This is a genomic window from Bradyrhizobium sp. KZN70725, from assembly GCF_055264925.1.
Map to the genome: position 1 here is coordinate 120,854 of NZ_JBUYWT010000019.1, position 18,736 is coordinate 139,589.

The 18,736-nt window shown below is 65.1% G+C and carries 17 protein-coding genes; 7 read left to right on the forward strand and 10 right to left on the reverse strand.

Annotated elements, in window-relative coordinates:
- The first annotated feature begins 3 nt into the window (after positions 1 to 3).
- The 4 genes from ACZBJS_RS20130 to ACZBJS_RS20145 are packed head-to-tail and all read left to right on the forward strand — an operon-like array spanning position 4 to position 5,416.
- On the forward strand, positions 4 to 3,288 hold the full coding sequence (locus ACZBJS_RS20130) for an efflux RND transporter permease subunit (protein WP_463439057.1): 3,285 nt from the start codon (positions 4 to 6) through the stop codon (positions 3,286 to 3,288).
- A complete protein-coding gene (locus tag ACZBJS_RS20135; RefSeq protein WP_076832244.1) occupies positions 3,289 to 4,761 on the forward strand; it encodes an efflux transporter outer membrane subunit in 1,473 nt (490 codons plus the stop codon). It abuts the gene before it with no gap.
- 8 nt (positions 4,762 to 4,769) lie between these two features.
- Entirely contained in the window at positions 4,770 to 5,078 is a 309-nt protein-coding gene (locus tag ACZBJS_RS20140) for a hypothetical protein (protein WP_316395779.1), read from the forward strand.
- An 11-nt stretch (positions 5,079 to 5,089) separates the two neighbouring features.
- Positions 5,090 to 5,416 carry a BA14K family protein gene (locus ACZBJS_RS20145; RefSeq protein WP_229191252.1) on the forward strand — a complete coding sequence of 109 codons (327 nt, stop codon included), beginning with the start codon at positions 5,090 to 5,092 and terminating at the stop codon, positions 5,414 to 5,416.
- A gap of 25 nt (positions 5,417 to 5,441) precedes the next feature.
- Here the strand turns inward: ACZBJS_RS20145 and ACZBJS_RS20150 are convergent, their stop codons facing one another.
- From ACZBJS_RS20150 to ACZBJS_RS20185, 8 genes are all read right to left on the reverse strand, one after another.
- On the reverse strand, positions 5,442 to 6,134 hold the full coding sequence (locus tag ACZBJS_RS20150; RefSeq protein WP_463439058.1) for a hypothetical protein: 693 nt from the start codon (positions 6,132 to 6,134) through the stop codon (positions 5,442 to 5,444).
- A 158-nt stretch (positions 6,135 to 6,292) separates the two neighbouring features.
- Complete coding sequence (locus ACZBJS_RS20155; RefSeq protein ID WP_463439059.1) at positions 6,293 to 7,384, reverse strand: sensor histidine kinase; 1,092 nt, start codon at positions 7,382 to 7,384, stop codon at positions 6,293 to 6,295.
- Positions 7,381 to 7,821, reverse strand: coding sequence for a response regulator (locus tag ACZBJS_RS20160; protein ID WP_057019991.1), 441 nt, complete (start codon positions 7,819 to 7,821; stop codon positions 7,381 to 7,383). The genes ACZBJS_RS20155 and ACZBJS_RS20160 overlap by 4 nt, the downstream gene beginning before the upstream one ends.
- The gene (locus ACZBJS_RS20165; RefSeq protein ID WP_253590366.1) at positions 7,818 to 9,347 is read right to left on the reverse strand and encodes a sensor histidine kinase; all 1,530 of its coding nucleotides are present in this window, start codon (positions 9,345 to 9,347) and stop codon (positions 7,818 to 7,820) included. Before ACZBJS_RS20165 ends, ACZBJS_RS20160 begins: the two co-directional genes overlap by 4 nt.
- Positions 9,348 to 9,446: 99 nt before the next feature.
- Positions 9,447 to 10,805, reverse strand: coding sequence for an acetyl-CoA carboxylase biotin carboxylase subunit (gene accC, locus ACZBJS_RS20170; RefSeq protein WP_168857928.1), 1,359 nt, complete (start codon positions 10,803 to 10,805; stop codon positions 9,447 to 9,449).
- Positions 10,806 to 10,829: 24 nt separating this feature from the next.
- On the reverse strand, positions 10,830 to 11,327 hold the full coding sequence (accB, locus tag ACZBJS_RS20175) for an acetyl-CoA carboxylase biotin carboxyl carrier protein (RefSeq protein WP_057019993.1): 498 nt from the start codon (positions 11,325 to 11,327) through the stop codon (positions 10,830 to 10,832).
- A 52-nt stretch (positions 11,328 to 11,379) separates the two neighbouring features.
- The gene (gene aroQ / locus ACZBJS_RS20180) at positions 11,380 to 11,853 is read right to left on the reverse strand and encodes a type II 3-dehydroquinate dehydratase (protein WP_076832260.1); all 474 of its coding nucleotides are present in this window, start codon (positions 11,851 to 11,853) and stop codon (positions 11,380 to 11,382) included.
- 335 nt (positions 11,854 to 12,188) lie between these two features.
- Positions 12,189 to 13,007 carry a DUF1236 domain-containing protein gene (locus ACZBJS_RS20185; RefSeq protein WP_229163207.1) on the reverse strand — a complete coding sequence of 273 codons (819 nt, stop codon included), beginning with the start codon at positions 13,005 to 13,007 and terminating at the stop codon, positions 12,189 to 12,191.
- Between the two features lie 173 nt (positions 13,008 to 13,180).
- On the opposite strand from ACZBJS_RS20185, the gene ACZBJS_RS20190 reads away from it, so the two are divergent.
- Positions 13,181 to 13,381, forward strand: coding sequence for a hypothetical protein (locus ACZBJS_RS20190; RefSeq protein WP_057019996.1), 201 nt, complete (start codon positions 13,181 to 13,183; stop codon positions 13,379 to 13,381).
- A gap of 18 nt (positions 13,382 to 13,399) precedes the next feature.
- On the opposite strand, the gene ACZBJS_RS20195 is transcribed toward ACZBJS_RS20190, so the two are convergent.
- Together ACZBJS_RS20195 and ACZBJS_RS20200 are read right to left on the reverse strand one after the other, a co-directional pair.
- On the reverse strand, positions 13,400 to 14,167 hold the full coding sequence (locus ACZBJS_RS20195) for a DsbA family protein (RefSeq protein ID WP_057019997.1): 768 nt from the start codon (positions 14,165 to 14,167) through the stop codon (positions 13,400 to 13,402).
- A gap of 87 nt (positions 14,168 to 14,254) precedes the next feature.
- Positions 14,255 to 15,661, reverse strand: a complete 1,407-nt coding sequence (locus ACZBJS_RS20200; RefSeq protein ID WP_057019998.1) for a M48 family metalloprotease — start codon at positions 15,659 to 15,661, stop codon at positions 14,255 to 14,257.
- A 227-nt stretch (positions 15,662 to 15,888) separates the two neighbouring features.
- On the opposite strand from ACZBJS_RS20200, the gene ACZBJS_RS20205 reads away from it, so the two are divergent.
- Together ACZBJS_RS20205 and ACZBJS_RS20210 are read left to right on the forward strand one after the other, a co-directional pair.
- A complete protein-coding gene (locus ACZBJS_RS20205) occupies positions 15,889 to 17,076 on the forward strand; it encodes a pyridoxal phosphate-dependent aminotransferase (protein ID WP_463439060.1) in 1,188 nt (395 codons plus the stop codon).
- A gap of 219 nt (positions 17,077 to 17,295) precedes the next feature.
- Positions 17,296 to 18,630, forward strand: a complete 1,335-nt coding sequence (locus ACZBJS_RS20210) for a dicarboxylate/amino acid:cation symporter (RefSeq protein ID WP_057020000.1) — start codon at positions 17,296 to 17,298, stop codon at positions 18,628 to 18,630.
- The last annotated feature ends 106 nt before the right edge of the window (positions 18,631 to 18,736 follow it).

Here is an 18,736-nt window from a genome sequence, read left to right on the forward strand (position 1 = left end):
GCCATGGATCCGTCAACGCCCTTCATCCGTAGGCCGGTGGCAACGACGCTGTTGACGTTCGGGCTTGCGGCGGCCGGCATTGTCGCGTTCTTCAAGCTGCCGGTGTCGCCGCTGCCGCAGGTGGATTTCCCGACCATCTCGGTGCAGGCGACGCTGCCCGGCGCCAGCCCGCAGGATGTCGCGACCACGGTCGCAAGTCCGCTCGAGCGACATCTCGGCCAGATCGCCGACGTCACCGAGATGACGTCGTCGAGCTCGGTGGGCGCGACCCGCATCACGCTGCAGTTCGGGCTGAACCGCGACATCAACGGCGCGGCGCGCGACGTGCAGGCCGCGATCAATGCGGCGCGGGCCGACCTGCCGACCAGCCTGCGCAGCAATCCGACCTACCGCAAGGTCAACCCGGCCGACGCGCCGATCCTGATCCTGACGCTGACGTCGGATACGCTGACGCGCGGCGATCTCTACGACGCCGCCTCCACGGTGCTGGCGCAGAAGCTGTCGCAGGTCGAGGGCATCGGCGAGGTCGTGGTCGGCGGCAGCTCGCTGCCGGCCGTGCGCGTCGATCTGATCCCGCAGGCGCTCTACAAATACGGCATCGGTCTGGAAGACGTCCGCGCGGCGCTGTCGAGCGCCAACGCCCACAGCCCGAAGGGCGGCATCGACGTCGGCGACCAGCGCTACCAGGTCTACGCCAACGACCAGGCCAACAAGGCCGGCGACTACAAGTCGCTGATCGTGGCCTACCGCAATGGCGCGCCGGTTCATCTCTCCGACGTCGGCGAGGTGGCCGACGGCGTCGAGAATTTGCGCAATGCCGGTCTCGCGAACGGCAAGCCGGCGGTGCTGATCATCCTCTACCGGCAGCCGAACGCCAACATCATCAGTACCGTCGACCTCGTGAAGGGGGTGATGCCGCAGCTGCAGGCGTCAGTCTCGCCGGCGATCGATATAGGCTTTGCGGTCGACCGTTCGACCACCATCCGCACCTCGCTCCGGGACGTCGAACGAACCCTGGTTCTGGCGGTGCTGCTGGTCATCATCGTGGTGTTCGCCTTCCTGCGCAATGCGCGGGCCACCTTCATTCCGGTGGTGGCGGTCTCGGTGTCGCTGGTTGCGACCTTCGGGGCGATGTACCTGTTCGGCTACAGCCTCGACAACCTCTCCCTGATGGCGCTGACGGTCGCGACCGGCTTCGTGGTCGACGACGCCATCGTGGTGCTGGAGAACATCACCCGCTACATCGAGCAGGGGCTGAGCCCGCTCGAGGCGGCGCTGAAGGGCGCCAACGAGGTCGGCTTCACCGTGCTGTCGATGAGCATCTCGCTGATCGCGGTGTTCATCCCGATCCTGCTGATGGCCGGCATCGTCGGGCGGCTGTTCCGCGAGTTCGCGATGGTGATCTCGATCTCGATCCTGATCTCGCTCGCGGTCTCGCTGGCGACCACGCCGATGATGTGCGCCGTGCTGCTCAAGCCCGACGCCGGCAGCCATGGCCGGCTCTATTGGGCGAGCGAGCGCTTCTTCGAGGCGATGCTAAATTTCTACCGCAGAACGCTGACCGCGGCGTTGGCGCATCCGCTGTCGGTGATGCTGATCCTGGCGACGGTTTTCGGCCTCAACTTCTATCTCTACGACGTGATCCCGAAGGGCTTCTTCCCGCAGCAGGACACCGGCCGGCTGGTCGGCTCGATCCAGGCTGACCAGAGCGTGTCGTTCCAGCTGATGCAGCAGAAGCTCGCGCGGTTCGTCGGCATCATCAAGCGCGATCCGGCGGTTGAGACGGCGGTCGGCTTCACCGGCGGCGGGCAGACCAATTCCGGCTTCGTGTTCGTCTCGCTTCGTCCGCTTGATGAGCGCAAGATCGGCGCCGACGGCGTGATCGCGCGGCTGCGCCGCGAGATGTCGGTGGTGCCGGGCGCGAGCCTGTTCCTGCAGGCGGTGCAGGACATCCGGGTCGGGGGCAGGGCCTCGAACGCGCAGTATCAGTACACGCTGCAGGGATCGACGCTGGAGGAGCTCAATGAATGGACGCCGAAGATCGCGGCGGCCCTGCAGCGCGATCCTGATCTCGCCGACGTCAACAGCGACCAGCAGAACAAGGGCCTGGAATCCGATCTCGTGATCGACCGCGACGCCGCGGCCCGGCTCGGCATCACGGTGAGCCAGATCGACAACACCCTCTACGACGCCTTCGGCCAGCGGCAGGTGTCGACGATCTATGTCGCGCGCAACCAGTATCACGTCATCATGGAGGTCGCGCCGCGCTACTGGCAGAACCCGGAGACGCTGAAGGACGTCTATATCAGCACGTCCGGCGGATCGGTCGGCGGCTCGCAATCGACCAACGCGGTGGCAGGCACGGTCGTCGCCCCAGGCAACTCCAGCGCGGCCAGTGCAGCCAACGCCCAGGCCGCGCGCAACCAGGCCACCAACTCGATCGGTTCGACCGGGAAGGGCGTTGCCTCGACCGGATCGGCCGTCTCCACCAGCAGCGAGACCATGATCCCGCTGTCGGAAGTTGCAGCATTCAAGCAGGGCGCGACGCCGCTTGCGGTCAATCACCAGGGTCTGTTGGTCGCCAACACCATCTCGTTCAACCTGCCGCCGAACGTGTCGCTGAGCACGGCGGTCGGCAGCATCGAGGCGACCATGAACCGGATTGGGGTCCCGGCCACGATCCGCGGCACCTTCCAGGGTACCGCCAAGGCGTTCCAGGACTCGCTGAGCAACCAGCCGTTCCTGATCCTGGCCGCGCTGGTGGCGATCTACATCGTGCTGGGCGTGCTCTACGAGAGCTACATCCATCCGCTGACCATCTTGTCCACATTGCCCTCGGCGGGTGTGGGCGCCTTGCTGGCGCTGATGGCATTCAAGACCGAGTTCAGTATCATGGCGCTGATCGGCGTCATCCTGCTGATCGGCATTGTGAAGAAGAACGCCATCATGATGATCGACTTTGCGCTGGAGGCGGAACGCAGGCGCGGGCTGGAGCCGCTCGAGGCGATCCGGGAGGCCTGCCTGCTGCGCTTCCGCCCCATCATGATGACGACGATGGCCGCGCTGCTCGGGGCGGTGCCGCTGGCGATCGGCATGGGCGACGGCGGCGAGCTGCGGCAGCCGCTCGGCATCGCCATCGTCGGTGGCCTGACCCTGAGCCAGGTCCTCACGCTCTACACGACGCCGGTTATCTACCTCTATCTCGACCGGTTCCGCCTGTGGGCCCAGCGCGCGCGCCGTGGCGGCGCGATGCGGACGCCGGGCTCCTCACTTCAACCGGGCGAGTAAATGCCGACAGGTACAGCGTTGCGAAATCTTCAGTTGATGCGCAAGCCGATCCGGTTTCTGCGCGTGGCGGCGTTCGGCGGCCTCAGCCTCGGTCTGTCCGGCTGTATTCCCGGGGCGGAGAAGCCGGAGCTCAGCCTCGAAGTGCCGGCGAGCTACAAGACTGCGGCCAAAGGCGATGCCGACGCGGCTGTTCCGGCGCTCGCCTGGTGGCGCGGCTTCCGCTCGCCCGAGCTGACCGGGCTGATGGAGTCCGCGCAGCTCTACAATCTCGACATCGCGGTGGCGATCGCCCAGATCGTGCAGGCCGACGCCCAGGTCGGCGTGTCCGGCGCCGCGCTGCTGCCGTCCATCTCCGGATCGGCGAATGCCGAGCGTCAGCGCGTGGCAACGGGATCCAGTTCGTCGTTCGGCACCAGCGGCACCTTCTCGCAGTACAGCCTGGGGCTGAGCGCAAGCTACATCGTCGATTTCTGGGGCAAGAACCGCGCGACGCTGTCGGCCTCCGAGGAGAGCGCGACCGTCGCGCGCTACAATCGCGAGGTGGTCGCGCTGACCACGATGGCGACGGTCGCCAACACCTATTTCCAGCTGCTGGCGGCGCAGGACCAGATCAAGGTCACCCGCCGCAACCTCGCGGCGGCCGAGCGCATCCTTGCGCTGATCAAGTCGCAATTTGCGGGCGGCACCGCTTCGCAGCTGGATCTGTCGCAGCAGGAGGCGCTGGTCGCCACGCAGCGCGCGGCGATCCCGCCGCTCGAGGTAACGGTCGGGCAGAACACCGCGGCGCTCGCCGTGCTGGTGGCGCGCGCGCCGGCCGATTTCAAGGTGCGCGGCGGGTCCACCACGCAGATCGCGGTGCCGCGCGTCACGCCGGGACTGCCGTCGGAATTGCTCTACCAGCGGCCTGACGTCCGCGAGGCCGAGGCGCAGCTGGCGTCGTCCAATTTCAGCGTCGACGCGGCGCGCGCGGCATTCTTTCCGCAGATCCAGCTGACCGGCACTACCGGCTTCCAGAGCGCGGCGCTCGCCGCGCTGTTCGCGCCCGGCGCCTGGTACTACACGCTCGCCGCCGGGCTGACCCAGCCGCTGTTCGACGGCTTTCTGCTGGAGAGCCAGCTCAAGCTCGCCAAGGGGCAGCAGCTGCAAAACCTGCAGGCCTATCGCAAGGCGGTGCTGTCGGCCTTCGCCGATGTCGAGAAGGCGCTGATCGCGTTGCAGAAGTACACATTGCAGGAGCGCCTGCAGTCCGACGTCGTCGCCGCCTCGCGCAAGGCGTTCGAGGTCGCCGAGACGCAGCTGCGCGGCGGCACGGTCAACCTGATCACGGTGCTGCAGGCGCAGCAGACGCTGTTCACCGCCGAGAACAATCTGGTCACGGTCAGGCTCAACAAGCTGCTCGCGGCGAGCAGCCTGTTCCAGGCGCTCGGCGGCGGCTGGACGCCCGCCGGTACGCTGGCGGCGGCAGTGCCATGAGGTCAGCCATGCAGCGTTTCGCGACACTCCTCGTTGCCCTCGTCATCGGGCTCGGCGCATCGACCGGCGCGTCCCGCGCGCAGCAGCGGCCACCGAACAGCGTTCCGCTCGCCTTCGGCATGAGCGCCGACCAGGCCAGCCGGTCGCTCGGCGTTCCCCTGAATTACGTGCGCGGCACGCCGGGCAATGAATTGTTCGTCGCGCTGCCCAATGTCAGGGGCAGCGTGCTGTCGAGGCGCAGCGACGGGCTCTATCTGCAATTCGGCAAAAGACGCCTGATCGCCTGGAAGGGCGACTGGGGCACCCTTCCGCAATGAGGGTTCTGGCCATGATCGCCATGAGAGGATTGATCGCCTGCGCCGCCATCGCGCTCAGCGTAGCCGCGGCATCGGCCCAGCAGCGGCCGTTGCGCTACGGCAGTGCCGGCGGCGCGTATTTCGACGGCAGGGACGACGACCGGGATTTTCGCAGCAACGGCTATTTCCCCGGCAATTTCGCGGCCGATCCCTTCAGCGCGGGGTTCGGTGCGGCCGGCCTGTTCGGCTCGACGCCGTGGCATTCCGCGCGACCCTATCCGTCGCAGGTTGTGTTTGGCGCGCCGTGCCAGGACTGCCGTCCGCACCGCGCACGCCGGCACCGCGGCAGGCACGAGTGAGGCGCTTCGCAAAGGCTTGATGCCTCTAGGCCTTGCGCAAGAGCTCGTCGATGATGCGCAGCTTCATCCAGCCGGCCTTGTCGATGATTTCGTTGCGCAAGGTGTCCTTTTCCATCTCGTATTGTTCGTGCGAGATATCCCGGCCACCGGTCGTGGTGATTCCGTACGTCTCGAGCAGAGCGTTGTGCCGCGCCTTCCACGTGATCACATGCTCGGTCATGACTTGCGTCACGGATGGAAGGAAGCCGGGATGGCCTGCGAGGCCGCATGACGCCGTGGTCTGCGGGTCTTCTGCCAGCATGATCACGTTCCACTCGTCGTAGCCGATCAGCCCCATCTGCGCGTAGAGAAACGCGCCATGCGGTCCATCCCAGATCTTCTGGTCGATGACCAGGAACGGCACCGCGTGGCAGTGGCCGTGCCACGCCGTCATGTCGCGGTTGAAGGTCTCGGTGCGGTCTTGCAATCGCTTGTTGGCCGCCGCGAACACGGCAAGGCGATTGTCTGCCGTCGGCACGATGCTGGCTTCGTCAGCAGGCGCGAAGCCTGCATCGCGCAGCATCGACCCGATCAGCGGGTGATCCCACTGCTGCTTGTGAAAAGCCGGCGTCGCGCCCTCGGCGCCCGGCGCCGGACGCACGGTCTCCTTGAGCTCGCCCGAGTTTGTCTCTTGGGTCGTCTCTTGCTTCTTTCCAAAAATTGGCCTGCGCCCGAACATCGCGTGCCGCTCCTGCCAAGCAGTCGGCACAAGCATCGCAAGGGACGCCCAGAACTTCCTTAATCGGTCAGGCTTGGCGCGCCGCGATTCATCAACAGCATGACGCAGTCGTTAAAGCGAACCGGACAAATCAATCGAATTTGCTGAAATTGGCGGCATTAGCTGGCGGCGGCGCTTGTCGATTTGTCGAGCGCCGGGCTGACGCGGGCGAACCGCACCACGAAGCGGGTGCCCTTGTGGCCGGGGTCGCGCTCGACGCTGGCATCGAGCTTGGCTGCCATCGCGCTGACGATCCGCTGGCCCATGCCGGTGCCGCGCGGATCGGCCTTGTCGGAAAAGCCGACCCCGTCGTCGCTGATCGCGAGCTGCAGATCGTCGCCTTGCGGCTTCAGCTCGACATGGATCGGGCCGGCGCCGTCGGGGTAGGCGTACTTCACGGCGTTCATCACCAACTCGTTGACGATGATGCCGATCGCGACCGCGCGGTCGGGATCGATCTCGATCGGGTCGGACTTCAAGGTCAGCCGCGACATCTTGTTGCCTTCGGCCGATCGCCGGAGATCCTCGAGCAGTGCCTCGAGATACTGGTTGAGCATCACCGTCTTGAAGTCTTGCGAGGTGTAGAGGCGGCGGTGCACCTGTGCGACCGCCGCGACGCGCCCCATCGCGTTGGTGAGCGCGGCCTTCACATCCTGTTGGGTCGCGGAGTTGGCCTGCAGATGCAGCAGCGAGGCAATGATCTGCAGCGAATTGCCGACGCGATGGTTGACCTCGCGGAGCAGGACCTCACGCTCGGCGGCGAGCGCGGCATAGCGGTCGCGCGAGGCGTGCACCTCGGCCTCGGCTTCGTCGCGCGCCTTCTGGAGCGCGGCCTGCCGGATCGCGCCGTTCACCGCGACCTGGAGCAGGGGAATGAATTCGCCCCTGACGTCCTTGACCAGATAGTCCGCCGCGCCGGCCTTCAGTGCGGTGACGGCGATCGCCGAATCCTGCGACGCGGTGACGAACACCACCGGCGGAGCGTCCGGTATCTTGAGGATCTGCTCCAGCGTCTCCAGCCCGTCGAGGCCGGGCATATACTGATCGAGCGCGACGACGTCGATGCCGCCCTGGGCGAGCCGATCGAGGCCTTCCTGGCCGCTTGCGGCGTGCACGACCTTGTAGCCTGCGCGCGTCAGCCCGCGTTCGACGAGGCGCGCCAGCGCCGCGTCGTCGTCGATGTAGAGCAGTGTCGGCGTTGCGCTGGTCATACGGCAGCCGGCGGCACCTGAATCACGGAAAAGAACAGGCCAAGCTGACGAATGGCGTTGGCGAAGCTTTCGTAGTTCACCGGCTTAGTGATGTAGACGTTGCAACCCAGCTCGTAGCAACGCTTGATCTCCTGGGAGTCGTCGGTCGTGGTCAGCACGACCACCGGCGTCGACTTGAGATATTTGTTCTCCTTGACCCGCCTCAGAATATCGATGCCGGTCATGTCGGGCAGATTGAGATCGAGCAGGATCAGCAGGGCCTGGCCCTTGCGCTCGACGGCGCTGCCATCCTTGCCGAACAGGTAGTTGACCGCCTCTGTACCGTTGGTGAACGGGATGATCTCATTGTTGACACCCGAGCGCCGGATATTCCGCTCAATCAGGCGGGCATGGCCCTCGTCGTCTTCGATCATGATGATGGTGACTGGATCACTCATGTCACTTTGTCCCGGTTCTTGCCTGACCAATTGATAGGCAGCGTGATCGTGAAGGTGCTGCCGTTGTGAAGTTCCGATGCTACCGACATGGTGCCGCCCAGTCTGCGCACAAGTGCGCGGACATGGGCAAGCCCGATGCCCTGACCGGGCTTGTCCTGGGTTCCGGCCCGACGGAACAAATCGAAGATGCGCTGGTGGTCCTTCGGATCGATGCCGCGGCCGTTGTCGGTGACCTCGAAGATCGCGAAGCCGAGCTTGGTGCGGCCCTCGATCGAAATCTCGCCGGGAACGCCGTTCCTGAGGTACTTGAGGGCGTTGTCGATCAGATTGGAGAAGATCTGCTCCAGCGCGAGGCGGTCGCTGACGATATTGGGCAGCGCGCCGACCTCGACGGTCGCGTTGGCCTCGACGGCCTGGTGAGCCATCGTCTTGACGATGCCGTCGATCAGCTCGTGCAGATCGATGCGTTCGGGCTTGAACTCGCGGCGGCCCTCGCGGGTGAGATTGAGGATCGCACTGATCAGGCGATCCATCTTGGCGATCGACGATTTGATGAAGCCGAGCGATTCATTGAAGTCGTCGGATAGCTGCTTGTCGGAGCCTTCGAGCTCTGGCTCGGCCACATCGGTCGCGTCTTCCGGCATCGCCGGCGCCAGCGAGGCGGCGCGATTGAGCGTGGCGATCCGCTTGAAGATGTCGCCGCGCAGTTCCTCGAGCTCGCTGGTGAAGCCCATGATGTTGACCAGCGGCGAGCGCAGATCGTGGCTGACGATATAGGCGAAGCGCTGGATTTCCTCGTTGGCCTCGCGCAGGTCGGAGGTGCGCTCGTCAACGATGGTTTCGAGATTGACGTTGCTGTCGCGCAACCTGGCCTCGGCCTCGTCGCGCGCCCGCGACGATCGCCGCAGCAGCACCACTGAGAGAGCGGCGAGCGCCAGCACCATGCAGGAGCCGGCGATCGTGACGGAGGAGGCCAGCACCTGGGTCTTGTCCGCCGTCGCGGTGCGTACCGCCAGCAGCCGATCCTCCTCGGTGCGGATGTCGCGGCCGATCCGGGCGATCGCCTCGATTGCATCGGTCGACGTGGCCTTGCGCAGGACGTCGATGCTGGTCGCCGTGTCGTTGTTCTTGACGCGCTCGATGCTGAGCGCGAACTCGGCCAGCCGTTGCTCGACGGCGGCCTTGAGCTTCGCGGCATTGGCAACCTGCGCCGGATTGTCCACGGTCATCATCTGGAGATGGTTGAGCGCGGCCGGGACTCCTGCTGCCGCGGACTGGTACTCGGACAGGTATTGTGGTGCTGATGTCAGCAGATACGCCCTGGTCGCGCTTTCGGCGCGCCTGATGTCGAGCAGCAGGTTGGCAATCTGGCTGTCGGTCTCGACGGTGTGAATCACCCAGGCGTTGTCCTCGCGCGCCTTGTTGACCAGCAGGACGGACGCCACGCTGACCGCGACCAGCACGAAAAATCCCGCCGACAGCAGGAGGATCTGTAACGTCGACCGGCGTCGTGAAACGACCGTCACGACGATCTCGCTATGGGAGTGGGATTCAACGCGTCCCCGTGGAAAGCCAATAACCCTATAGTACGTTTGAGGAAGGGCTGGGTTCCACGGAGTTCCGAACTATTTTGCGGCGTCGGATGGCTGGCCGGCGAGGTACTGCTCCAGCCAGTGAATGTGGTAGTCGCCCTCGATGATGTCGGGCTCGCGCACCAGCGCGCGGAACAGCGGCAGCGTCGTCTCGATCCCGTCGACCACCATCTCGTCCAGCGCCCGGCGCAGCCGCATCAGGCACTCGCCGCGGGTCTTGCCGTGCACGATCAGCTTGCCGACCAGCGAGTCGTAATAGGGCGGGATCACATAGCCCTGATAGACGGCGGAATCGATCCGCACGCCGAGGCCGCCGGGCGGATGGAATTGCGTGATCCGTCCGGGCGAGGGACGGAAGGTCTGCGGGTTCTCCGCATTGATGCGACACTCGATGGCGTGGCCGATGATCGCGATGTCGTCCTGTTTGGCCGGAAGGTCGCCGCCGGCGGCGATCCGGATCTGCTCCAGCACGAGATCGATATCGGTGATGCTTTCGGTGACGGGATGCTCGACCTGGATGCGCGTGTTCATTTCGATGAAATAGAACTCGCCGTCCTCGTAGAGGAATTCGATGGTGCCGACGCCGAGATATTTCATGTCCCGCATCGCCTTGGCGCAGGTCTCGCCGATCCTGGCGCGCGCCGCCGCCGCGAGCACGGGCGAGGGGCCTTCCTCCCAGACCTTCTGGTGACGGCGTTGCAGCGAGCAGTCGCGCTCGCCGAGATGGATGGCGCCGCCGCGGCCGTCGCCGAGAATCTGGATCTCGATGTGGCGCGGCTTCTGCAGGTATTTCTCCAGGTAGACCGAGGCGTCGCCGAACGCCGACTTGGCCTCGTTGGCCGCGGTCGAGAGCGCGAGCGCGAGGTCAGCCTCGGTATGGGCGACCTTCATGCCGCGGCCGCCGCCGCCGGCCGCCGCCTTGACCAGCACCGGGAATCCGATGTCTCTGCCGATCGCGAGCGCGTCGGCCTCCGAGGTCACCGCGCCGTCCGAGCCGGGCACCACGGGAATGCCGAGGCGCCTGGCGGTCTTCTTGGCTTCGATCTTGTCGCCCATCAGGCGGATGTGCTCGGCCTTCGGTCCGATGAAGCCCAGATTGTGGTCGGCGAGGATTTCGGCGAAGCGCGCGTTCTCAGACAGGAAGCCGTAGCCGGGATGCACGGCGTCGGCGCCGGTGATCTCGCAGGCCGCGAGCAGCGCCGGCACGTTGAGATAGGAATCCTTCGACGGCGGCGGGCCAATGCACACGCTCTCGTCGGCGAGCCGCACATGCATGGCGTCGGCGTCGGCGGTGGAATGCACCGCGACGGTCGAGATGCCGAGCTCCTTGCAGGCGCGCAGCACGCGAAGCGCGATCTCGCCGCGATTGGCTATAAGGATCTTGTCGAACATCGCAGCGCCTGGTGTTGACGGAAGCTATTCAATGATGACGAGCGGCTCGCCGAATTCGACCGGCTGGCCGTCCTCGACGAGAATCTGCGTCACGGTGCCCGCGCGCGGCGACGGGATCTGGTTCATCGTCTTCATCGCCTCGATGATCAGAAGCGTCTGGCCGGCGGAGACCTTGGTGCCGACTTCAATGAACGGCTTGGCGCCCGGCTCGGGCGCCCAATAGGCGGTGCCGACCATCGGCGACGGCACGGCGCCCGGGTGCTTGGCGAGATCGGTCGCAGCCGCAGCCACCGGGACGGCAATGGCGGCCGGTGCGGCAACGCCCGCCACGGAGGCGGCGGGCACCGAGGCCGCGATGCTGATGTTGCGCGCGACGCGGACACGCAGGCCGGCACGCTCGATCTCGATCTCGGTCAGATTGGTTTCCGCAAGCAGCAGCGCGAGTTCGCGAATGAGGGCGCTGTCGTCGCTCTTGGAGTCGTTCTTTTTTGCGGTTGATTTGTCGTCTGGCTGGCGCGCCATGCTCTGTGATCCGAAATCTTTGTCTGGTGACGGGGAACGTCAGGATTGACGATTAAGTCTTTGGCTTGGCGTCGATCTTGACGCCGATCCTGGTGGCGAGGCCGATGATCGCAAGCCGGTAGCCGTCGATGCCGAAGCCGCAAAGTGACGCGAAGGCGGCTTTAGCAGTGAACGAGTGGTGTCGGAAGCTTTCGCGGGCGTGGATGTTGCTGACGTGAACTTCGACCGCGGGGATCTTGACCGCGATCAGCGCGTCATGCAGCGCGATCGAGGTATGAGAGTAGCCACCGGCGTTGATGATGATGCCGACCGCCTTCTTGGCGTGGGCCTCATGGATGAAGTCGATCAGTTCGCCCTCGCGGTTGGACTGCCGGCAGTCGGCGGTCAGCCCGAACTGGCGTGCGGTGTCCGCGCACAGCTTCTCGACATCGGCGAGGGTCGCATGGCCGTAGGTCTCCGGCTCGCGCGTCCCCAGCAGATTGAGGTTCGGGCCGTTCAGCACATAGATCGTTCCGGCAGCAGCCATTCCAGAGTTTCCTGCCAAGTTCCGGCCAAAGGTTCCGAGAGGGGGTCCGACAAGGGGTGGAGTGGGCCGGGTTATAGGTAACAACCGGCCGAAGGGGAAGTCTTTAGGTGAAATCGGAACGTCTTCAACAACTTCCTCCACCCTGTTAGGTGCCTGCCCTAACCTGCGGAAAATGCTGATTAACCAAATCTTGCGGAAGCTGCCTTCAGCGGGCGCTCCGGCCCGCCATCCACCGGCGCGATGCGGGGTGCGGCCGAAAGCAAGACCCCGCCCCGAAGGGGCGGGGTCGAGATGAAGGCGAGGGCCCGTTTGGGCGCCCTCGCACCGAGGCCGGTTTAGCCCTCGATGATGTAGACGATCTCATGGGTCTCAGGCTGCACGATCACGTAGCGGCCCTTGACCAGGATGAACTGATAGCCGCGCCACTGCGGGTAGATCGTCACGACCCGCTCCGGCACCGGGTAGAAGTGAACGTCAGCCGGAACGCGGGTGCCGACCGCCACATTGAAGTTCACGTTGGTGGCTTCGGTCACGTGCTCCGACTTGATCGCGGTCGTGATCTGGGTGCGCTTCTCGGGCGGCGGAGCCGCGGTGGCCGACGTTGCCGCGTTACCGGTCGTGGTCTGCGTGCGGCTCGTGTCGTTGGTCTGCGCGCGGTTGGGGTCGGCCGGGCTCTTGGTCTGAGCGTTCTGGTTGGTCGTGGCACCGGCACCGCTCTTGTCGCGGCCCTCGGCGTTCATCTTGCCGCTCTTGTCACGCTCCTCGGCTTTCATGTTGCCGCTCTTGTCGCGACCTTCGGCCTTCATGTCCTTCGAGCCCTCCTTGGAGCCCTTGGTCGCTTCGTTCTCCGAGCTCATGCCCTTCGACTTTTGGGTACTGTCCTGCGCGCCCTTGGTGGCCGTGCCGGACTTGTCGGACTCCGCACCCTTGGTGCTCGACTCACCGGTCGTCGAATGCTCGGAACCCTTCATGCCGCTCTTGTCATGCTGCATGGTGCCCGATGACGCACCACCGGACGGTGCAGACTGCTGCGTGGTCGCACCACCACCGGCCCCGGTTTCCTTGTTGGCGCCGCCGGCGCCCTGTGCGTTCGCGAAACCGGTGCCGGCGATCAAAGCCGCCGCCGCGACCGAAATCAGAAAGCGGTTAGACATCGCAATTCCTCCTCGTTTTTCAGCATTGCCCGCGCCGACAACGGGAGAGCATGTGCGATGTTCCTGTTGATTTGCGGTTCCTTGCGGTTTGTTCTTGAGGTGAATGCGCGATGAACGCGCGAGATGAATGCGCGGCTGCTTCAACCGCAGGCCCAGTCGAACTCCGCGCCCGCATGATCGAGCTGGCCGTTGCCGCCGCCGAAATTGAAGCCGCCGAAATGCTCTTCGATCTCGAGATTAGGTCGCGCTATATTTTCGGCTTCGCGCGACTTGCGTCGTTGGTGACGGCCCTTGGTTGCGACCCGCGCGGAATCGGTTCGGGTGGCGGCAACAAAAAATCCGGCTGCATCGCAGCCGGATCTTGTACGCGATGAGCGCTGTCGGAGCGGCGATCAGCAGGTCGCCTTGCCGCAGCGGGCGATGCCGATCTTTTCCTTGAGGTTGTCGACGCCGACGGCGCCGATCACGACCTGCTTGCCGATCACGTAGCTCGGTGTGCCGTTCATGCCCATGGATTCGGCGAGGCGGAAGTTCTCCTCGATGGTCGCCTTCACCTCGGGGCTCGCCATATCCTTCTCGAGTTTCGCCATGTCGAGACCGACCTCCTTGGCGACCGCCAGCGCGCGCGCCTTGTCGGCGGCGCCGCGGCCGCCGAGCAGCTTCTGGTGGAAATCGAGATACTTCTTGCCGGTCGGATCCTGCATGCGCACGGCGACCGCGACCTGCGCGGCCTCGACCGAGCCTTGGCTCAGCACCGGGAATTCCTTCAGCACGACCTTCAGCTTCGAATCCGCCTTCATCAAATCGAGCATGTCGGACATCGCGCGCTTGCAGTAGCCGCAATTGTAGTCGAAGAACTCGACGAAGGTGACGTCGCCGTCCTTGTTGCCGAGCATGACGCCGCGCGGCGAATTGAAGATGGTGTCGGCGTTCTTGGCGACGCTCTGCTCATGCTTCTCGGCTTCGGCGGCGGCCTGCCGCTTGCTCAGCTCGTTCATCGCCTCTTCGAGCACCTCCGGGTGCGCGATCAGATAGTTGCGCACGATGGTCTCGATGTCGCCGCGCTGGGTGTCGGTGAAGCTCTGCGCGGACGCCGGAAGCGGCGCGGCGCAAACGCCGAGCGCGAGCAGGGCAGGGGCAAGAAAACGAAGCGCTGGCATGACAAAATCCTTGTTCGCGGTGGCTCAAAAAAACGGCGGGGCCGTGAGCCGGTTTCGGTGATCGTTGTATGGAACTACGGTTTATTTCTAGTTGTTTTTCTGACCCGGCATGGGCTTGGCGCTCACAATGTCGTCAGCTTTGACCCAGCCGGGCGTGCCGATCGCGAACCGCGTCTTGGCGCGTGACGCAAGATCGCGGGCGGTCTTGGTGTCGCCGCGGAGATAGGCGGCCTGCGCCGAGGCGAGGTCGGCCTGGGCATAGTCGCCCTTGCGGCCGTAGGCCATCGCGAGCTGGGTATAGCCGAGCGGCGCCTCGGGCTCGCGCGCCACCGCGGCACGCAGCATGTTGATCGCCTCGTCGGTGTAGGCCTTGTTGTCCGAGGCGACCAGCGCCTGGCCGAGCAGCATCTCGATCAACGGCGAATTGCTGGAGAGCTGCACTGCGCGGCGCAGCGGCGCGATGGCTTCGGCCGGCCGGCCGCCTTCGAGCAGCGCCTGGCCGCGCAATTCATGGAAATAGGGATTGTTGGGCTGCACCTGGATCAAGCCGTCGATCTGCGCGATCGCCGAGCGCAGATCGCCGTGCAGATAGGTCGTGATCGCGCGTGCATAGCGCGCCGGCAGGCTGGTGTTGGACAGCGGATAGCGGCGGTAGACCGTGTCCTGCCGCTCCATGAAGCCCGAGATCTTGGCGCGCATCATGTCGTGGCGCAGCTGCAGCGCCGGATCGTCCTTCTTGTCCCAATAGGGGCTGGAGCGCGCCAGTTCCTGCAGCGCGGAGACGCGATCGACCGGCATCGGATGCGACTGCAGATAAGGGTCAGCCCCGCGCGAGGCGAACAGGCTCTCGTCGGTGAAGCGCTTGAACGTCTCGTACATGCCCTTGGCGGATTGTCCGGTCGCATTCAGGAACTTGACGCCGGCGCGGTCGGCGTTCTCTTCCTGCTGGCGTTGATAGGACAATAGCGTGCGCTGAATGACCGCTTGCGGCGCCGAGATCGCCGCGGCGCCGGCGCTGGAGAGACCATTGCCGCCGCCGCGGCCGCCCGCACCCGCGGCCAGCGCGCCGACGCCGAGCAGCATCGCGATGATCATCTGGGTCTGGGCTTGCGCCAGCTGCTCGCGCATCTTGGCGAGATGGCCGCCGGCGAGGTGGCCGGTCTCGTGCGCCAGCACGCCGATGATCTGGTTCGGCGTCTCCGATTGCAGCAGCGCGCCGTAATTGACGAAGATGCGCCGGCCGTCGGCGACGAAGGCGTTGAACGAGCCGTCGTTGATGATCACGATCTGGATGTTCTGCTTCTCCAGACCGGCGGCGCGCAGGATCGGCCTTGTGTATTCGCGCAACAGCTGCTCGGACTCGGTGTCGCGCAGCACCGGCGGGCCTTTTTGCTGGGCTCGCGCAGGGACCACGGGGCCGACCGCGAGCGCAACCGCGGTCATGAGCGCGGTCAGCTTGAAGGTCCTGGTGCGAAGCGCGAGGCGGAACAGCATGGGCGATCTATCGGCGATGACTGGACGCGCCGGCACAAGTCCGTGTTCCGGGCCCGACCGGATCAGGCGCGTGGCGCAGTCTGTTGTTTTTGCAGTTCTTCTTCACGCGAACCGGGTATTCACTAGGCCTGAAAGCGTTATAAGGAGCCACCGAATGCGGCCAGTCTGGGGCGGCAGCCGGTAACGGGAACCCGAATTCGGCAGCGGCCGTGCAATAGCAGAAATCCATGCGTGAAGCGACACCGAGAGACCGTGTAGGCAGCCTGTTGACAGCGTCCGGACGGAGCGATGTTCCGCCGTTCATGGTGATGGACGTGATGGCGGCGGCCGCGCGAATCGAGGCCGCCGGCGGCCATGTCATCCATATGGAGGTGGGGCAGCCTGCCGCAGGCGCGCCGAAGCCGGCGATCGCGGCCGCGCAGGCCGCGCTTGCGGACGGGCGGATCGACTACACCTCGGCACTCGGCGTTCCCTCGCTGCGCGCACGCATCGCCCGGCACTACAGCGACACGTATGGTTGCGCGGTAGACGCTGAGCGCATCATCGTCACGACCGGCTCGTCGGGTGGATTCATCCTGGCGTTTCTTGCGATGTTCGAGCCGGGCGACCGGGTCGCCGTGACCGTGCCGGGCTATCCGCCGTACCGGCATATCCTGACCGCGCTGGGCTGCGAGCCGGTGCTGATCGAAACCTCCGGCAACACCCGCCATGCCCTGACCGGCGAGGCGCTGCTCGCCGCCCATCGCAAGGCGCCGCTGAAGGGCGTGCTGGTCGGCAGCCCCGCCAACCCGACCGGCACCATGATGTCGCGCGAGGCGCTGTCGACCCTGATGGCGGCCGCCGACAGCGCGGGCATCCGCTTCATCTCCGACGAGATCTATCACGGGCTCGACTATGCGTTTCCTGCGGTGACGGCCGCAGAGCTGTCGCCGAACGCGCTCGTGATCAACTCGTTCTCGAAGTACTTCTGCATGACCGGCTGGCGTGTCGGCTGGATGGTGGTGCCCGACGTGCTGGTGCGGCCGATCGAGCGGCTGCAGCAGAACCTGTCGATCTCGGTGCCGACCCTGTCGCAGATCGCGGCCGAAGCGGCGTTCGAAGGCCGCGAGGAGATGGAGGCGATCAAGCGCGGCTATCAGGAGAACCGCCGCATCCTGATCGAAGGGCTGCCGAAGGCCGGCCTGACCAAATTCCTTCCCGCTGACGGCGCGTTCTACCTCTATGCCGACGTCTCCGACTTCACCTTCGACAGCTTCGCCTTCGCCAGCGAGATGCTCGAGAAGGCGCATGTCGCGGCGACCCCCGGCGTCGATTTCGATCCGATCCACGGCCGCGCCTTCATCCGTTATTCCTATGCACGCTCGGCCGCGGAGATGCAGGAAGCAGTTGCACGGATCGCGCATTGGCTTAAATAGCCCGCGAACTCCAGGAGCCTTCAAACTCCAAGAGCCATCAAGAGCCTTCCGGCGTTCGCTTTGCCTTTCGGATCGGTTTCGCAGCGCAGTGCCGTGGTTTCGCCGGCACTGTGGCGGGCGGATCATCGCGGATAAGCGGCAGGGCCCACACAGTTCCATTTGACTTGAACCGCCAAGTTGATCTTGGCTGTTTCCGCCATTTCTGAGGGGGAGTGACACATGGCAACGGCAACCGTTGTCACGGCTGCGCCGGCGAGCGCCGGCAGCAAGCCGTGGTATAAAGTTCTCTATGTCCAGGTCCTGATCGCGATCGTGCTCGGCGCATTGGTCGGCTGGTTGTGGCCGGGCCTTGCCACCAACGAGTGGATCAAGGCGCTCGGTGACGGCTTCATCAAGCTGATCAAGATGGTGATCGCGCCGATCATCTTCTGCACCGTGGTATCGGGCATCGCCCATATACAAGATGCCAAGAAGGTCGGCCGCATCGGCGTCAAGGCGCTGGTGTATTTCGAGGTCGTCTCGACCTTCGCGCTGGTGATCGGATTGCTCGTCGGCAATCTGGTCAGGCCGGGTGCCGGCTTCGGCAATGCGGCGGCGAATGCGCAGGCGGTTGCCGGCTATGCCAAGCAGGCGGAGGCGCAGAAGAGCGTCGACTTCGTGCTGCACATCATTCCCGACACCGTGGTCGGTGCATTCGCGCAGGGCGAGATCCTGCAGGTGCTGCTGTTCTCGGTGCTGTTCGGCTTCGCGATCATGGGCCTCGGCGAGCGCGGCCACACCATCCGCTCGTTCATCGACGACGCCGCGCACGCCGTGTTCGGCGTCATCTCGATCGTGATGCGGGCGGCGCCGATCGGCGCGTTCGGCGCGATGGCCTTCACCATCGGCAAGTTCGGCACCGGCGCGATCCTCAACCTGATGGGGCTGATCGCGACGTTCTATCTGACCGCCGCGCTGTTCGTGTTCGTGGTGCTCGGCATCATCGCGCGGATCGCGGGGTTCTCGATCTTCAAGTTCCTGGCCTACATCAAGGACGAGCTCCTGATCGTGCTCGGCACCTCGTCCTCTGAGAGCGCGCTGCCGTCATTGATGGAGAAGCTCGAACGTCTCGGCTGCTCGAAATCGGTGGTCGGCCTCGTGGTGCCCACGGGTTACTCGTTCAACCTCGACGGCACCAACATCTACATGACGCTGGCGACCCTGTTCATCGCACAGGCGCTGGGCTTCGATCTCACCTTCAGCCAGCAGATCACCATCCTGATCGTGGCGATGCTGACCTCGAAGGGCGCCTCCGGCATCACCGGCGCCGGCTTCATCACCTTGGCGGCGACGCTTGCGGTGGTCGATCCGCGGCTGGTGCCGGGCATGGCGATCGTGCTCGGCATCGACAAGTTCATGAGCGAGTGCCGCGCGCTGACCAATCTGTGCGGCAACGGCGTGGCTTGCGTGATCGTCGCCTGGTGGGAGGGTGAGCTCGACCGCGACAAGCTCAATGCCAATCTCGCCAAACAGGTCGACCCAACCGACATGGAGACCGCGTTGACGACGGACTAGTGGCTCGTCACAGTGATTTTGACGGTTTGATACCGAGCCAGCTTAGGATCGGCAAGTTCTCTGGCGGCACGAGGATTTCGATGCTTCTGGGGATATCGGCTCGACG

What these genes read in the sequence shown, in the direction of transcription:
- ACZBJS_RS20130 (WP_463439057.1), top strand. Translation starts at nt 4, where the DNA reads ATGGATCCGTCAACGCCCTTCATCCGTAGGCCGGTGGCAACGACGCTG.
- ACZBJS_RS20135 (WP_076832244.1), top strand. Translation starts at nt 3,289, where the DNA reads ATGCCGACAGGTACAGCGTTGCGAAATCTTCAGTTGATGCGCAAGCCG.
- ACZBJS_RS20140 (WP_316395779.1), top strand. Translation starts at nt 4,770, where the DNA reads ATGCAGCGTTTCGCGACACTCCTCGTTGCCCTCGTCATCGGGCTCGGC.
- ACZBJS_RS20145 (WP_229191252.1), top strand. Translation starts at nt 5,090, where the DNA reads ATGATCGCCATGAGAGGATTGATCGCCTGCGCCGCCATCGCGCTCAGC.
- ACZBJS_RS20150 (WP_463439058.1), bottom strand. Translation starts at nt 6,134, where the DNA reads ATGTTCGGGCGCAGGCCAATTTTTGGAAAGAAGCAAGAGACGACCCAA.
- ACZBJS_RS20155 (WP_463439059.1), bottom strand. Translation starts at nt 7,384, where the DNA reads ATGACCAGCGCAACGCCGACACTGCTCTACATCGACGACGACGCGGCG.
- ACZBJS_RS20160 (WP_057019991.1), bottom strand. Translation starts at nt 7,821, where the DNA reads ATGAGTGATCCAGTCACCATCATCATGATCGAAGACGACGAGGGCCAT.
- accC (WP_168857928.1), bottom strand. Translation starts at nt 10,805, where the DNA reads ATGTTCGACAAGATCCTTATAGCCAATCGCGGCGAGATCGCGCTTCGC.
- accB (WP_057019993.1), bottom strand. Translation starts at nt 11,327, where the DNA reads ATGGCGCGCCAGCCAGACGACAAATCAACCGCAAAAAAGAACGACTCC.
- aroQ (WP_076832260.1), bottom strand. Translation starts at nt 11,853, where the DNA reads ATGGCTGCTGCCGGAACGATCTATGTGCTGAACGGCCCGAACCTCAAT.
- ACZBJS_RS20185 (WP_229163207.1), bottom strand. Translation starts at nt 13,007, where the DNA reads ATGTCTAACCGCTTTCTGATTTCGGTCGCGGCGGCGGCTTTGATCGCC.
- ACZBJS_RS20190 (WP_057019996.1), top strand. Translation starts at nt 13,181, where the DNA reads ATGATCGAGCTGGCCGTTGCCGCCGCCGAAATTGAAGCCGCCGAAATG.
- ACZBJS_RS20195 (WP_057019997.1), bottom strand. Translation starts at nt 14,167, where the DNA reads ATGCCAGCGCTTCGTTTTCTTGCCCCTGCCCTGCTCGCGCTCGGCGTT.
- ACZBJS_RS20200 (WP_057019998.1), bottom strand. Translation starts at nt 15,661, where the DNA reads ATGCTGTTCCGCCTCGCGCTTCGCACCAGGACCTTCAAGCTGACCGCG.
- ACZBJS_RS20205 (WP_463439060.1), top strand. Translation starts at nt 15,889, where the DNA reads ATGCGTGAAGCGACACCGAGAGACCGTGTAGGCAGCCTGTTGACAGCG.
- ACZBJS_RS20210 (WP_057020000.1), top strand. Translation starts at nt 17,296, where the DNA reads ATGGCAACGGCAACCGTTGTCACGGCTGCGCCGGCGAGCGCCGGCAGC.